The 15,798-nt window shown below is 43.7% G+C and carries 10 protein-coding genes; 8 read left to right on the forward strand and 2 right to left on the reverse strand.

Annotated elements, in window-relative coordinates; all coding sequences use genetic code 11:
* Nucleotides 1-49 precede the first annotated feature (49 nt).
* From AV939_RS11835 to AV939_RS11850, 4 genes are read left to right on the forward strand one after another with little or no spacing between them, the layout of a single operon-like run.
* On the forward strand, nt 50-1,534 hold the full coding sequence (locus AV939_RS11835; protein ID WP_061997717.1) for a UxaA family hydrolase: 1,485 nt from the start codon (nt 50-52) through the stop codon (nt 1,532-1,534).
* 12 nt (nt 1,535-1,546) lie between these two features.
* Nucleotides 1,547-2,962, forward strand: a complete 1,416-nt coding sequence (gene uxaC / locus AV939_RS11840) for a glucuronate isomerase (protein WP_057791148.1) — start codon at nt 1,547-1,549, stop codon at nt 2,960-2,962.
* Between the two features lie 2 nt (nt 2,963-2,964).
* A complete protein-coding gene (locus AV939_RS11845; protein WP_057791146.1) occupies nt 2,965-4,440 on the forward strand; it encodes a mannitol dehydrogenase family protein in 1,476 nt (491 codons plus the stop codon).
* A 46-nt stretch (nt 4,441-4,486) separates the two neighbouring features.
* Nucleotides 4,487-5,404, forward strand: a complete 918-nt coding sequence (locus AV939_RS11850; protein WP_061997718.1) for a sugar kinase — start codon at nt 4,487-4,489, stop codon at nt 5,402-5,404.
* Nucleotides 5,405-5,480: 76 nt separating this feature from the next.
* On the opposite strand, the gene AV939_RS11855 is transcribed toward AV939_RS11850, so the two are convergent.
* Nucleotides 5,481-6,242 (reverse strand): rhamnogalacturonan acetylesterase, encoded by a 762-nt coding sequence (locus AV939_RS11855; protein ID WP_061997719.1) that lies wholly within the window; start codon nt 6,240-6,242, stop codon nt 5,481-5,483.
* Nucleotides 6,243-6,341: 99 nt separating this feature from the next.
* Nucleotides 6,342-9,038 (reverse strand): TonB-dependent receptor, encoded by a 2,697-nt coding sequence (locus AV939_RS11860; protein WP_061997720.1) that lies wholly within the window; start codon nt 9,036-9,038, stop codon nt 6,342-6,344.
* Nucleotides 9,039-9,707: 669 nt separating this feature from the next.
* Here AV939_RS11860 and AV939_RS11865 point away from each other — a divergent pair.
* From AV939_RS11865 to AV939_RS11880, 4 genes are all read left to right on the forward strand, one after another.
* On the forward strand, nt 9,708-10,871 hold the full coding sequence (locus AV939_RS11865) for a glycoside hydrolase family 88/105 protein (protein WP_376738721.1): 1,164 nt from the start codon (nt 9,708-9,710) through the stop codon (nt 10,869-10,871).
* A 37-nt stretch (nt 10,872-10,908) separates the two neighbouring features.
* Complete coding sequence (locus tag AV939_RS11870) at nt 10,909-12,372, forward strand: glycoside hydrolase family 28 protein (RefSeq protein ID WP_057791136.1); 1,464 nt, start codon at nt 10,909-10,911, stop codon at nt 12,370-12,372.
* Between the two features lie 109 nt (nt 12,373-12,481).
* The gene (locus AV939_RS11875; protein ID WP_063457286.1) at nt 12,482-13,543 is read left to right on the forward strand and encodes a pectinesterase family protein; all 1,062 of its coding nucleotides are present in this window, start codon (nt 12,482-12,484) and stop codon (nt 13,541-13,543) included.
* Between the two features lie 100 nt (nt 13,544-13,643).
* Nucleotides 13,644-15,779 carry a response regulator gene (locus AV939_RS11880; protein ID WP_061997721.1) on the forward strand — a complete coding sequence of 712 codons (2,136 nt, stop codon included), beginning with the start codon at nt 13,644-13,646 and terminating at the stop codon, nt 15,777-15,779.
* The last annotated feature ends 19 nt before the right edge of the window (nt 15,780-15,798 follow it).

Here is a 15,798-nt window from a genome sequence, read left to right on the forward strand (position 1 = left end):
CGTTAGCCCAAGCTTTTGGTGCTAGTAACGCAAAGTCTGAGGGTACGCGATGAGTTTACAAACCTTGTTAGTGAAAGTTCATGCCAGTGACAATGTTGCCGTGGCAACACAGGACATAGCCGCACGTACCTTTATTGAAAGTCATAAAATTTTTATTACCGAACAGATCCCTGCTGGTCATAAGGTGGCACTTCGCAATATTTCGGTTAATACCCCAGTTATTAAATATGGCTTTGAAATAGGCGTTGCCACACAAAGTATAAAATTGGGAGAGTACGTACATAGCCACAACCTAAAGACCAAACTTGATGGCAGTGAAGTATACGAATACACACCGACTCGAACAGCATTAGCTAAGCCTGCCCATATCCCCACTTTTATGGGGTATCGCCGAGAGAACGGTAAAGTAGGTATCCGCAACGAAGTTTGGATCATCAACACGGTGGGCTGTGTTAATCGAACTGCAGAACGCATTGCGCAAGAATGTGAGCGTCGACACTTTGGCGAGTGTGATGGCTTTAGAGCATTCACCCACCCTTTTGGGTGCTCTCAATTAGGCGACGATTTAGATGACACAAGAACGATACTCGCCTCGCTAGCTTCGCATCCAAATGCCGGCGCCGTTTTAGTTATTGGGCTGGGGTGTGAGAACAATCAGCTTAAATCGATGCTACCTGAAATTGATAAGCCCGACTCGAGGCTGCGTTTTTACAATGCGCAGGAAGTTGAAGACGAAATTGAAGCTGGCGTAAATGCTGTTTACTCCCTATTGAAAACACTTGATGAGGATAAACGAGAGCCTATTGGTGCCAACGAGTTAGTGCTAGGCATGAAGTGTGGCGGTAGCGATGCGTTTAGCGGTATTACCGCAAACCCAACGGTGGGTCGAGTCACTGATTTAACCTGTCAATTAGGTGGCTCGGTTATTCTTACTGAGACACCAGAAATGTTTGGCGCCGAGCAACTCCTGATGAACCGCGCCAAAAACAAGTCTGTTTTTGACGATATAGAAACCTTAATTAGCGAGTTTAAACAGTATTTCATTGCCCACAATCAACCCATTTACGAAAACCCATCACCAGGTAATAAAGCTGGGGGTCTTACCACGTTAGAAGAGAAATCATTAGGCGCGGTTCAAAAGGGTGGGCAATCGACGGTGCAGTCGGTGCTCAACTATGGTCAACCGAGAACTGTTAATGGTTTAAATTTGCTTCAAGCGCCAGGTAACGATGCAGTCAGTGCAACTGCATTGGCCGCGTCTGGCGCACATATTGTTTTATTCACCACAGGTCGAGGTACTCCCCTCGGCTTCCCTGTACCCACAATAAAGATATCGTCAAATTCAGATATCGCTAATAAGAAGCCACATTGGATAGATTTTAACGCCGGTCAGGTGTTGGAAGGCATGTCTATCGATAAGTGTGCCAACGCGCTGCTCCAACAATGTCTTGCAGTAGCATCGGGTCAATTAACCTGCAACGAGAAAAATGGCAGCCATGAAATTGCTATTTGGAAACGTGGCGTCACGCTTTAAGAAGAGATTGTTATGGAATCAATTTTATTACATGAAGACAGACTATTCCCATCTGACTCGGCCACTAAAAAAGTAGCCCGTACGCTTTATCAAGAAATACGAGATTTACCGATTATCAGTCCCCATGGACATACTGATCCGCGGTGGTTTGCACAAAATAAAAATTTTACTAACGCCACTGAGTTATTTATCACCCCCGATCATTATGTTTTCAGGATGCTGTATAGCCAAGGTATCTCACTAGAATCATTAGGAGTTCCTCGGTGGGATGGCGGGGCTACTGAGTCTGATCCTCGCAAAATTTGGCAAATCCTTGCAGACAATTATTATTTGTTTGCCGCTACTCCATCAAGAATGTGGCTAGATACCGTCTTTCATGACGTGTTTGGTCTTACTGACATGTTGTGCAGCAATAATGCCACCGAATACTACGAGCATATTACCACCAAACTTCAGGACGCCAGTTTCAAACCTCGGGCTTTGATGGACAGATTTAATATAGAACTCATTGCTACCACCGAAGGGGCGCTTGATGAGCTTTCTCACCACGGTGCATTAAAAGGTACAGGGTGGGATAAACGCGTTATCACCACATTTAGACCTGACGATGTGGTTGATGCTTCGCGGGAAGACATCGTTGCCAATATAGAAAAATTAGGTGCACTGACCAACGAAGACACTCAGACTTGGCAAGGTTACTTAAACGCTATTCGAGCCCGACGCACTGTATTCAGAGCCCACGGCGCAACTGCCACCGACCATGGCCACCCAACTGCTAATACTGCTGATTTAAGCACTAACGAGTGTATTACTCTGTTTGATAAGGTCCGCACAGGGCAAAGTAATGCCGAAGAACAGGAGCTTTTTAGGGCTCAAATGCTAACGGAATTAGCAGGAATGAGCGTTGAAGATGGCATGGTTATGCAAATTCATCCGGGCTCGTTTAGAAATCACAATACTTCACTGTTTAACCAGTTTGGCCGTGACAAGGGTCACGATATTCCTATGCAGACGGATTTCGTACGTGCGCTTCGCCCTTTGCTTTCAAAGTATGGAAATGAGCCTAGCTTAAATATTATTTTATTTACCTTAGACGAAACCACTTATAGTCGTGAATTAGCGCCGTTGGCTGGCCATTATCCGTGTTTAAAACTAGGGCCTGCATGGTGGTTTCACGACAGCCCAGAAGGTATGTTACGTTTTCGCCACCAAGTAACCGAAACCGCAGGTTTCTTTAACACCGTCGGTTTCAACGATGATACGCGTGCTTTCTTGTCTATTCCTGCTCGTCATGACGTTGCCCGACGGATAGATTGTCGATTCTTAGCAGAACTAGTTGTTCAACATCGCATCAGCGAAACCGAAGCCGCTAGTATTGCTAAAAAGGTCACATATGATTTTGCAAAACAAGCGTATAAGTTGGGATAAACATGGAAAAGCAACTTAGTATAAAAACACTCGATCAACTAAGCCGTGACGTTGCCGTTCCTGATTACGACTTGCGAAAATCACAATGCGGTATTGTACATATTGGTCCCGGCGCTTTTCACCGTGCACATCAAGCTTATTATACTGATTTAGCATTGGCCTACGGTGGGAATTGGCGCATTCACGGCGTATCGATGCGAAGCGATACATTGAAAAAAGCACTGGCCCCCCAAGACAATCTTTATTCTCTTGCGGTTGTCGATAACACGCCATCTTTACGTGTGTTAGGTGCAATTAAAACTCTTTCCACGCTAAGTGAAGATAGAGATGTCATTACCGCTGCATTGTGCTCCCCTGCGATTAAGATAATATCTTTAACCGTGACCGAAAAAGGGTACTGCTTAAATAACACCGGAAGTCTCGATGTAGAGAACCCTGATATTCAACACGATCTTGCTAACCCAGATTTGCCCATTAGTGCTGTAGGCCTTATTGCCCAAGCTTTAAAAGCGCGAGAGCATTCTGGCGATGCCGACGTTACCATCATAAGCTGCGATAACGTAACCGATAATGGCAAGAAACTCGCAAAAGCGGTCATTGATTTTGCTTATTACCTTTCACCAGAATTGGCTAAGTGGATTCAAAACAACATCGCTTTTCCTTGCACTATGGTAGATAGCATTACCCCTGCAACTGACGATGAGGTGAAATCTAACGTGAGTGCCAATCTAGGACTTAAAGATGACTGGCCCATTCAGCGTGAGACCTTCACTCAATGGGTCATAGAAGACCACTTTTCAGGACCTCGACCACCGTGGGAAAAAGTAGGCGTTACCTTTACCAAGGACGTGACCTTCTTTGAAAAAGCAAAATTGCGCATACTCAACGGCACTCATTCAACACTGGCTTATGTAGGCCTGCTTTTTGGTAAGGAAACTGTCTATGACGCCATTTCCACTCCATCAATACAGGTCCTCATTAGCGCGCTGTTAGAAAGAGAAATTATACCTTCGATAGAAACCGATAATATTGAAACCTTACGCCAGTATGCTGCTGATATCATCGCTCGCTATCACAACAAGCATATTCGTCACATGCTTTCACAAATTGCGTGGGATGGCTCCCAAAAGCTGCCTTTTCGAATCTTAGACACCGTTCGTGACAATCTACATGCCAATCGAGATATTAACTTACTCTGCATCCCGATTGCAGCATGGTGCTTGTTTGTTTCTCGTAAGGCCAAAGCGGGTGAAAGCATTACCGACCCGAAAGCAACTGCACTCATCGAAAGGGCAACTCGACATGCTTTCGATCCCGTTGCAGTCACTAATGATTTACTGAATGAAACCACAATCTTTGCTGAACTCAGCGCAAATTCGCTATTTCGAGATCATGTGTTAGCGCAAGTAAAAACGTTAAGTGCATGGTCTACACAAGACGTGGATGAAACATTAGACCCGATTTTGGAAGACTTGTAATGAGACATTCTACTGATAGCATGTGTGGGCTTTATGGGGCCTCAGTATGAAAAGGCTAATAATATTTGGCGAGTGTATGGTTGAACTTCGCACTCAACATGGCGATACCATGGCGAAAAGTTTTGCCGGTGATACCTATAACACTGCAGTGTATTTCAAGCGTTGCTTACCCGTATCATCGATAAGTTACTTAACCGCCATTGGTGCCGATTTTTTAAGTGATGAATTGATACTAACAATGGGCGAGCACGAGATTAATACCGACCTTGTATTTCGCTCTACCGAGCGCAATTTGGGTTTGTATATGATTCGCAACGATAATCAAGGTGAACGAACCTTTGCTTATTGGCGCGCTCAGTCTGCCGCAACGCAAACTATAAACCTCATGCCAGATGATAATATCAGTGCCGACTGGTTTTACTTTAGTGGGATCTCAATCGCAATTTTAGATAATGCACAGCGTGAAAATCTATTTAGTTTAATAAAAAAACTAAAAACACAAGGCTGTAAAATCGCCTTTGATCCCAACTATCGCCCTCGACTGTGGGAAGATGAAGACATCGCTCAACATTGGACTACCCGAGCTTACCAAGAATCAGATTTAGCATTTCCGGGCGCAGATGATCATTTGATGCTGTTCCGTCACACCTGTGCTGACGATATATTCGCCTACCTTGAAGATAAAAATATTACCGAAGTAGTGATGAAAAACGGCGCGATTGGTGTTCATATTCTTGCTCAACAAGAGCAATGTATTGTGCCCGTCGAACACGTCAGCGCAGTGGTAGATACGACCGCGGCAGGAGATGCTTTTAATGCAGGCTTTATGGCGGCGCGTTTGTCAGGCAAACCCGCAGTTGAAAGTGCAAGCTTTGGGGCAAAAGTCGCTGCAACAGTAATCACCTACCCTGGCGCAATTATTCCTTCAGGCATATTTTCAAGCCATATAACGCCGCTAAAGTAATAGCCTTTGTTTGACACCGCTTTGTACCTTTAACAGCGATTCAAGTTCCCCACTACGCTGCGCTCAATTGAGCGCTTTATAAGGTATCTCGGTAAAAGTAGTCGCTAAGGGGGTGGTCTAACGTTTTTAATTCTCTTACAAAAAACTGAGCGACCTTAGCGGCGCCCACTACATTCAAATGAGTATTATCAATCTTGCCCTTTGGATATCGTCCATACAAATCGGGTGGAACCTGAATGAAGTATTGTTGGCTTTCGGCCTCACCTGTTTCTGTTAAAAACTCGCAGGTTCGGCGGTTCAAGGGCACAAATAACACCCCTTTTTCACTCGCCACACGACGTGCAGCCAATGCATAGTCGGTTAACGTTCTTTTAAGCACGCCGGTATCCGTGTAATGACGCCTGCAAATAGAACTGGCGATTATGGCTGTCGCGCCCTTGCTTTCCACATCATCAATGAACTGACTCAGGTAGTTGACATAATCTATATCGGCTCTGGCAAAGCGTGCAGGGTCTTCGCGTTTCTGATCATTGTGCCCAAATTGAATCAGCACATAATCATTTGCAGATAGTGATGAAAGCACACTACTCCATCTGCCCTCATCGACAAAGCGTTTAGTGCTGCGGCCATTGGCTGCGTGATTCTTAATACTAAGCTGAGGCAATCCAAATTCAGGTAAAACTTGCCCCCAACCTCGCTCAGGGTAAGCTAAGTTAGTTTTATCCGACATGGTAGAGTCGCCCACCAAGTGAAGACTAATTGATGGCAACTGTGTTTCAGCCTTTGCACCGACTATTCCAATTAATAGTGAAAGCGCAATCGCGAGTTTCTGTCTCATTACTTTTCCATTGTTTTGTTCGTATTGCCTTTATTAAAAAAAAGGCCATCAATAAATGATGGCCAGGACACAACCGCAACATGCGGTACACACACTAGGCTAAAGGGAGTAACGTGCCCCTAAGAAAATTTGTCTTCCAGTATGGTTATATTCACGAACAAGGTTTAGTGAGCCATCACCTGTTGTAAATAATCTCTCATATTCATCGGTAAGGTTAATTATTTCAAACGTAAAAGTAAGTGCCTCACTGAAATTATAAAACGATGAAAAATCCACTTGAGTTGGTCCAGTCGTGCCATGAGCGACATTCCCATTACTCCCTGTAAAATCAGTTATATAGTCGTCTCGCTTATTAACCGATACACGAGCACCGTAAACATCCGTTTCATAATAAAGCGTGAAGTTGTATGACGTCTCACTCATTCCTTCGATGTCATCGGCGTTAACATGGGTATAGTTAGACACCACCCCCATATTTTCAAAAACTCCTGGCAGGAAGCTAAGTGGCTGCTGATAAATAAGCTCGTAGCCACTAATACTGCGCTCGTCTGCATTATTCGGGCTACTGTGTTCATAAGCTACTTCACGAGGGTCTAACGCAATTTGCGGGTCGTATTGTGCATCATTATCGATAAAGTCAAAGTAGGCGGGGTCAACAAATCGCTCTTCTGATGAACGCACTATCCAGTTATCAATATCTTTATAGAAAACCGTAGCGGCTAATAATGCTTCATCATCAAAATACCACTCAACACCGAAATCTACGTTATTTGATGTGAAGGGGTCTAGGAAAGGGTTGCCGACAGAAACGGAACCATTTATGTAATCGAAGCTTGGATTACCAGGGTTCAATGAATTTAGACTAGGACGGGTCATCGACTGCGTTACCGCAAGTCGAACCACGACATCATCGGTAGCTTCAAGTGCTAAATTTACAGCAGGAAGAAAATTACTGTAATCATTCTCAATTTGAACTGTTTCTCCCTGAACAAATCCTTCAGACGTGGTAGTCGTATTCACATATCGCACACCGTAATTGGCACGTAGCAACATATCCGAAATTTCATAGCTTGTATCCATTTCCAAATACAAAGCGCTAGTTTCTTCGCCTACCTGCCAACTTTGCGCGGAGCGAGGTGTCCAAACCACATCCAATAAGTTGGCATTTATCGCATCAAAATCTGCCACAAGGAAAGGTTCAAGCGGGCCGTCAAAGCCACTCCCAAAATCATCAACCGGCATCATTTCGGCGTAACCAACTGCTGAATCTTGATCGGGGAACCCGTTAATTTGCTCTTCTGCATAGGTAACCACTCTATCGTTATACGCAAAACCCGTTTTAATGGTTACTTCATCACCAAAGTAAGACACGTCAACTTTAAATGTGTCATTTTCACGTTCAACATCGGTAGCTCGCAAGCGTCCATCACTCAAGTTATAGTTGCTAGCATCGTTGGTATCGTAACCATAGGTAAGCGCTGGTGCATTCTCATTGTTGCTAAAATCGAAGCCATATGTTGTGCTTTCTAACAGCGTCATGTTGTAACGGTACTGCTCTGAGCGTGCGTCTGACTCAGCGGTGCCAAACATCGCTTCCACTTTTACGTTCTCTGATGCAAACCATTCACCAGACAAAACAAACTGGCTAAAATCAGTCGTTGACTCTTGTAATCGGCTTTCAATTCTTGATTTTATACCCTCATAAGAGCCTGCAAGTACTTGCTTGCCATTCGGATGCACCGTAATTGCGGTGGGAGTGATTTCATCGAACGTACTTCTAAACATGTGGAAAAAGTTATACATCGTCCGCGTGTTTTCTAACGAGGAGACTAAACCGTCAAGCGTAAAGGTTAAATCGTCACTTGGTGCCCACTGAATGGAACCGGTAAACCCTACCCTTTCTTGGTCATTGCCAAAGTAATCTGGACGAGGTAGTCGTGGTGTCCAAAGGCAATTTAGGGGATCTACCTCAACACCATCGTCCACGCAGCTTCCTACATCGGGTGTGCCGGAAACGACCGTGTCAGATGTATCTGCATACAAGCCACCACCATCTTGGACTGGATTCGTCCAACGAACAGTACCGAAGCCTTCTTGACGAACCGTACGTTCAGACATTGCAGCAGAGAAAAGCACACCAATTTTATCGTCAGCAAAACGATTTGAAATCATAAATGCGGCACGAGGATCAGTTTCTTCCGTCACATTGTTATAACCCCCCTGTACCGAAGTGACTAGCTTAAACCCCTCGTAATCGAAAGGCTTGGCAGAATATAAATCGACTGTACCTGCAATACCTCCTTCTTCCATTGAGGCTGTTGGTGATTTCTGAATGTCTACTCGGTTAAACAACTCCGACGCAAATACGTTAAAGTCGAACCCGCGTCCGCCGTTAACGCCACCGCCTGAATCTGTGCCATCTGTACTTGCGGGGACTTCCATCCCGTTTAATGTGGTGCGGGTGAATGAAGGACTAAGTCCACGTAGCGTTATTTGCCTTCCTTCTCCACCCTCTCTAGAAATAGCGACACCTGGCACGCGCTGAATAGACTCAGCGATATTTAGATCGGGAAACTTACCTATGTCTTCAGCAACAATAGATTCTTTATTATTAACTGAAGTACGCTTTTCCATAAGCGACTTATTCAGCGAGCCGCGAAATCCTGAAACTTCAATAATCTCTAGATTTTCATCCTGTGGTTCGGCGCTTTCGTTAGCGACTTGTTGAGCATTCACGTGTGCACCTGACAACGCTAACGCAACAAGTACAGCAAGCTGTTTTCTTCTAAGTACCATGGTTGTTTCTCCGGTTTTTATATTTTATTGAGGTGCAGGAATTACAACGTCATTGTTGTGAGACTTTTTTGAAAATACAGACCGTCAGCCTTTTGCTACCGTGAAACATTTTATTCACAAATAAAGTGAATATACGGTAGCACAGACGACTAATCAATTATCTTCAAAGCCTTTAATCATTCCTGTTAACTTCACACCAATTAACTTTTAGTTTTAAACTTCCAGCGTTTATAACCCTATAAATATAAGGCCTGTAGGGCAATACAGCATGTAATCCTTAAATACACTCACCTTCTAGGGAAAACATAAATCACGCATAAAACCAACATGCTTTACATTTGATTTACATCCTATATTTAAATGCTACCGGTGGCAACCGTTTTTACTAAATTATCATTTTTTGTTTAGTTAATACCGTACAGCCCTTTAGAACCGAGGAGCACAAGTCATTTAGCTAGAAAAGTAGTCAGAAAACAGACTTTCTATTTAATTTCATGTAGTTAGTTTAATTTTAACAATAAAACCACTGCGTAAACAGACTGTTAATATTGTGGCATTTTTTCGTTGACACGATAACAAATGCACCCCATTATGCTACCGGTAGCATTTATAGTTTTAACATTGTTTTAAGGTCATATTATGATTAAACGTATTGCCAAAGTGGTTTCAATGGCCACTGTATTACTTGTCTCCCCACTTGTTGGTGCGCAGCCTTCAGTATTGGATAACACTAAACCATGGTCGGAACGAATGATTGAATCTGAAATGGTGCGTTTTCCAGAAGCGTGGCAAATTGATTGGGATGAATCGGCGCAGTGGGATTATGTCCACGGCCTCAACCTTTTGGCAGTGTCGAAGGTATACCTGCATACGAAAAACCAACGCTATTTAGACTATATACTTGGCTACTACGACATGCTCGTGAATGACGATGGGACTATTAGTACTTACGATATTGATAAATATAATATTGATATGATAAACCCAGGAAAGGTATTGTTTTTTTTATACGAAGAAACGGGGCAAACTAAATATAAAAAAGCAGCTGATTTATTAAGAAAGCAACTTGATAGCCACCCAAGAACGAACGAAGGCGGTTTTTGGCACAAAAAACGTTATCCAGAGCAAATGTGGTTAGATGGGCTCTACATGGGCGCTCCTTTTTATGCTGAATATATCGTTCGATATGGTGACATGGCAGAACTAGACGATGTGTTTCTTCAGTTTGAACTTATAGAAGCTAACCTATACGACGAAAAAACTGGCTTACCTCGTCATGGTTGGGACGCATCGAAAGCCCAGAAGTGGGCAGATGAAACTACCGGTTTATCCGCACATCATTGGTCACGGGCGCTAGGTTGGTATGCCATGGCAATGGTTGACGTGTTAGAAATTGTGCCAGCAAAGCACCCTAAATCAGCATGGCTAAGAGCAAAATTCCAAACCTTCATTGATGCCACTCTAGCTTATCAAGACAATACGGGCACCTGGTATCAAGTTACCGATTTAGCAGAGCGAGAAGGGAATTATCTAGAAGCCTCTGGGACGTCGATGATCACCTACGCTATCGCAAAAGGTGTGGCGTTGAAACTGTTACCAGAGCATTACCGAGACCATGCGGAAAAAGGATTTGCAGGACTTATTGATCAGATGATTTCCGTAAACCCATCCGATAATGTCATCAGCTTAAACCAAGTTTGCGCAGTTGCAGGACTTGGCGGCAAACCTTATCGAGATGGCTCTTTTGATTATTACCTTAGTGAGCCTATTCGCGCTAATGATGCAAAAGGCGTAGGTCCGTTTATTCTGGCTGCGTTATACCTAGGCAAGTAATTCTAATCATTGAGTAGTGTTGCACCACGGAGTTTTTATGACATTAAATAAACACCGCCGTCATCTTTTAAAAGCAGGGCTGGCCGCTACGTTATCCCCTGTTATCCCATTTTCTGCAGGTTGCTCTATGTCAGCTACAAGTACGCCCTCAAGCACGACAAGAAGCCAAGCACAGTGGGATAAAGAGGCACAGTTAATCCGAGACCGTGTAGCCCGGCCCACCTTTGCCAATAATACCGTGTTCATTGAGCAGTTTGGCGCCTTACCCAATGCACTAGATAGCGATAGCCTGCCCGCGCTCAATGCGGCTATCGCACATCTCGTATCTATAGGGGGGGGTAAGGTCGTGGTGCCCAAAGGGGAGTTTTTTTGTAAAGGGCCCATTCACTTAAAATCTAATATTAATCTGCATATTGAAGAGGGAGCCACGCTTCACTTTTCTACTGATAGTCAACACTACAAGCCCTATGTACACACCCGCTGGGAAGGCATGGAATTAATGGGCTACTCTCCTTTGATTTATGCTTTCAAGCAGAAGAATATTGCCATTACGGGTCAAGGCACCTTAGATGGCGGGGCTTCTGCCGATAATTGGTGGCCTTGGAAAGGAAAGTGGAAAACTTCTGAATGGGGCGATCATGCCGTTGAGAATCAAAAGTATACCAGAGATACACTCCAAGTTATGGTTGAAGATGGCACGCCTGTTTCTGAGCGAGTATTTGAAGAAAACTATCTTCGCCCTCCTTTTATTCAACCTTACCTGTGTGAAAACGTACTCATTGAGGGAGTCACCATACTGCGCTCTCCCTTTTGGTTAGTTAATCCCGTGTTATGTAAAAATGTGACGGTAAGCAATATTCACTGCCACAGTTTTGGTCCTAATTCAGATGGGTGTGATCCAGAAAGCTGTACCGATGTTCTCATACAATCTTGTGTTTTTGACACTGGTGATGATTGTATTGCCATCAAATCGGGACGAAATGCAGACGGCCGACGGCTAAATCAACCGAGTGAAAACATCATTATAGAAGATTGCGAAATGAAAGCCGGTCACGGCGGGATAGTCATAGGGAGTGAAATCTCCGGCGGGGTTCGCAACCTTTATGCACAGCGCTGCGTGATGAGTAGCCCTAACTTAGACAGAGGTATACGAATTAAAACCAACAGTATACGAGGCGGTCATCTTAAAAATCTGAATTATCGGCATATCTCAATTGGTGATGTAAAAGACGCAATAGTAGTGAACTTCTTTTATGAAGAGGGAGATGCTGGAAATTTCCCACCGAAACTAGAGGGAATTACGGTAGAGCATATGACGGTAAAACGAGCAGACCGAGCCTTTATGCTAAGAGGCTATGATCATACCCCAATTACAGGGTTGTCCCTGCACGACATCTCTATTGCCTCTGTTGAAAAGCCATCTGTTATTGAGAATGTGGAGGCAATACAGACATCTAATATTGTCATTGCAGGAAAAAAAGTGGGATTGCGTGATGCTTAAACGGCTGCGCGTAATAATCGAAAGTAAACGTCAGGAGCGGATTCAGTTAGCATTTTATATAGCTAGCGCTTTCTCACAGAAGCGCTTGGCCCTGTTTTTTTTATGTTTTATGAGTTACGCAGAAGCGACGCAGCAACCCAAAGCAAATGCGCTTGTTAGCCAAGTCACACTGGATTCCCCTCTTCCACAATACACACGGGTGGCTGATGCAATTAACGCTATTCCTGCCCAGCATTCTGGGACGTGGGTCATTGAGGTCCAACCTGGCATTTACCAAGAGTCGATAATCATTCAAACGCCTAACGTTCACGTAAGAGGCGTAGATAAAAAGACGACTAAATTTGTCTTTTCTCGGTACGCTGGTCAGGTAATACACCCAGATACCGATGAGGTTTTTGGCACTGGAAGAACAGCCACCGTTGAGATAACCGCATCAAACGTTCATCTTTCAAACCTGAGCATATTGAATAGCTTTGATTATCCCGCCAATGAAATTCGCTCACAAGAGGATCCTAATCGCGTATCTGGGACCCAAGCGGTCGCGTTAAAAACAGCAGTAACAGCAGATAAAACGTTTTTAGATAATATCGAGCTTTGGGGCTACCAAGATACACTTTATCTCAAAGGAAATAGAGCCTACATAAAAGGTGGCTTAGTGGCAGGCCATATCGATTTTATCTTCGGTGGTGGCACCGCTTTTTTCGACAGCGTAGATATAGTCTCACGAAAACGAAATACAGGTAACGGCATTACAGGGTATATAACGGCGCCAAGCACTCTCAACACACGACCATTTGGTTTTGTATTTTCTAATTGCAACTTAGCCCGTGAAGCCGGTGTTCCGAACCAATCTGTTGCCCTTGGCCGCCCTTGGCACCCCACGACGACTTTCTCTGATGGAAGGTATGCATCGCCTTACGCTATAGGGCATTCTCTTTTTATCAATACCTATATGGACACCCACATTTCGCTGGAGGGTTGGACTAGCATGACGGGTAAAACTAAAAATGGGGGTATAAAATATTTTAATCCACTTACCGATGCTCGGTTTGCAGAATTTAAAAGCCATGGCCCTGGCGCATTTCAAAACGAGGCGCGCCCTACCCTGAGTGACGTGGAAATGCTTTTTTATAGTAAAGCATCAGTTTTACAAGGCTGGCATCCTATGTAAGCGCAGCATCTACTACTTGTGGCTAATTCAGCGAATCTTAAATTGCGTAAATGCTTGGTATCAATTATCTTTTAGATACTCCAAGAAAAACATTATCTCTATGTCCATTCGCATTCGGTACACCCTAGCGCTGCTTCTTATTGCCTGTCTTGTCACCGCATCTGTTTTCACAATGCGAGCATTGCTAAACGATCAGCGTCTTGATGCAGAAATTATTAATATCGCAGGGCAGCAACGAATGCTCTCCCAACGCATTGCCCTGCTAGTAGAGAAGATAAATGGATGTGGCGAAGACAGCGCTTCGGCTACTGCCATGCTTGAAACAGCTATTAGTACCTTTTCAAGCAATCATAGAAAACTTACTTCTTTACCTTCTTTACCAAGTTCAATATCTAATATGTATTTCGGTACTACCCAGCTTGATACCAAGGTTAACCAATACATCACTCAAGCAAGAGCACTTGTTAAGTCGTCTCAGTGCTCACCATCAGTTGGTATTCCTATAGAACAGGTTACGGGGCTTTTGAAGCAGCTTAATACTGTGGTTTATCTTTTTGAAAAAGAGGCGAAAAGTAATGTTGATGCGGTCTCGTCTCTTGAGTTCTATTTGTGGTTAGCCACATTGTTTCTGCTTGGGGTTGAAGCTTTTTTCATTTTCGCACCTATGGATAGAAAAATAAAAAGAACGATACAGCACCTTTATGAAGCATCGGATAAAGCCGAAGTAGAAGCGCAAAAAGCACACGAAGCCAATAGAGCTAAGTCTGAGTTTCTCTCAAGTATGAGTCACGAATTACGCACGCCAATGAATGGACTGTTCGGCATGATTGAGTTGGCGATGGACAACCCAAACAAGAGCGAAAACTATTTAAGAAAGGCCAAAGCCGCTGGACGACAATTGCTTACCCTTATCAATGACATTCTTGATTTATCAAAAATTGAAGCAGGAAAAATTGTAGTTGAAAAAAGCCCTGTCGACTTGCTTCAACTGCTTGATGAGGTCGTATCTATACAGCGTATATATTGCCAAAACAAAGGCTTAACTTTCCATTATAATAAACAGCAAACGCTGGCGCCGGTTATTCAAGGTGACATTACGCGAATCGCACAAATATTACACAACCTTTTGAGTAACGCCATTAAGTTTACCGAGTCGGGTAGCGTAACCTTGTCGGTCAGCCAAACTACTATGACAAATGGCAATACCTTATTGTTCTCGGTTAAAGATACCGGTATTGGTATTGATTCTAAAAAGTTATCTTCTGTCTTTCAAAAATTTGAGCAAGCAGACCAGTCAACCACCCGTCACTATGGCGGTACCGGACTGGGGCTGAGTATTGCTAAAGAATTAGCACAGTTAATGGACGGTGATATTTTAGCCACCTCAACGTTAGGGGGGGGCAGTGAATTTACGCTAACTCTTCCCGTTGTTGAAGAGTCTCTGCCAGCAATAGAGATTAAAACCGACGCTACATTACAATGCGCCATTGTAGATGACTTACTGACAAGCAGAGAATACCTAGAGCATGTGGTTGCCGCGATGTCACTTATTCCTACGTCTTACTCAAGCGCCAAGGACTTTCTAGAAGATACGCCCAACAAATACGATGTTATTATTCTCGATTTAGCGATGCCAGAGATGAGCGGCGTTGATTTATTGCGCGAATTGGTAAAATTAGATATTTCACCATTTCCAAAAATTATTTTGATTTCGGCTGAACTCGAACAGTTAGATTGTGAGCAAGCCATAAAAGACGTTATATGGCGGTCTCACGCTAAACCCATTATACGCAAAGACTTAGAGCTTGATTTACAAAGCCTTGTGTCAAGAGCGAGTAAACCAGAGGGCTTCCCTGTTAAGGCAACGCCTAGGTTGCGTATTCTGATTGCAGAAGATAATGATATTAACGCCGAAATTGTTAAGGCTATGCTTGAAGGCGAAGGCTATAAAATTATTCATGTAAAAGATGGAGAACAAGCCGTTGCTGCCTGTGCTAAGCACTTGTTCGATTTCATATTAATGGACTGCAACATGCCTGTAATGGATGGCATCATGGCCTCAAGTATCATTCGAAATGAGTTAAAGATACACACCCCTATTGCCGCTCTTACGGCTAACGCCTTCCCTGAAGACAAAGAAGAGTGTTTAAAGGCCGGTATGAATGACTTTCTTACCAAGCCTTTAGATAAAGAGCTGCTACTTTCTAGCATTAAGCAGTTTACTCAAAAATGGTAACCAGCACCTAAACGAGAAA

Origin of the sequence: Alteromonas sp. Mac1 (assembly GCF_001562125.1) — a bacterium.
Taxonomy (GTDB): domain Bacteria; phylum Pseudomonadota; class Gammaproteobacteria; order Enterobacterales; family Alteromonadaceae; genus Alteromonas; species Alteromonas stellipolaris.

What these genes read in the sequence shown, in the direction of transcription:
- AV939_RS11855 (WP_061997719.1), bottom strand. Translation starts at nt 6,242, where the DNA reads ATGAGACAGAAACTCGCGATTGCGCTTTCACTATTAATTGGAATAGTC.
- AV939_RS11865 (WP_376738721.1), top strand. Translation starts at nt 9,708, where the DNA reads ATGGCCACTGTATTACTTGTCTCCCCACTTGTTGGTGCGCAGCCTTCA.
- AV939_RS11875 (WP_063457286.1), top strand. Translation starts at nt 12,482, where the DNA reads ATGAGTTACGCAGAAGCGACGCAGCAACCCAAAGCAAATGCGCTTGTT.
- uxaC (WP_057791148.1), top strand. Translation starts at nt 1,547, where the DNA reads ATGGAATCAATTTTATTACATGAAGACAGACTATTCCCATCTGACTCG.
- AV939_RS11850 (WP_061997718.1), top strand. Translation starts at nt 4,487, where the DNA reads ATGAAAAGGCTAATAATATTTGGCGAGTGTATGGTTGAACTTCGCACT.
- AV939_RS11880 (WP_061997721.1), top strand. Translation starts at nt 13,644, where the DNA reads ATGTCCATTCGCATTCGGTACACCCTAGCGCTGCTTCTTATTGCCTGT.
- AV939_RS11845 (WP_057791146.1), top strand. Translation starts at nt 2,965, where the DNA reads ATGGAAAAGCAACTTAGTATAAAAACACTCGATCAACTAAGCCGTGAC.
- AV939_RS11835 (WP_061997717.1), top strand. Translation starts at nt 50, where the DNA reads ATGAGTTTACAAACCTTGTTAGTGAAAGTTCATGCCAGTGACAATGTT.
- AV939_RS11870 (WP_057791136.1), top strand. Translation starts at nt 10,909, where the DNA reads ATGACATTAAATAAACACCGCCGTCATCTTTTAAAAGCAGGGCTGGCC.
- AV939_RS11860 (WP_061997720.1), bottom strand. Translation starts at nt 9,038, where the DNA reads ATGGTACTTAGAAGAAAACAGCTTGCTGTACTTGTTGCGTTAGCGTTG.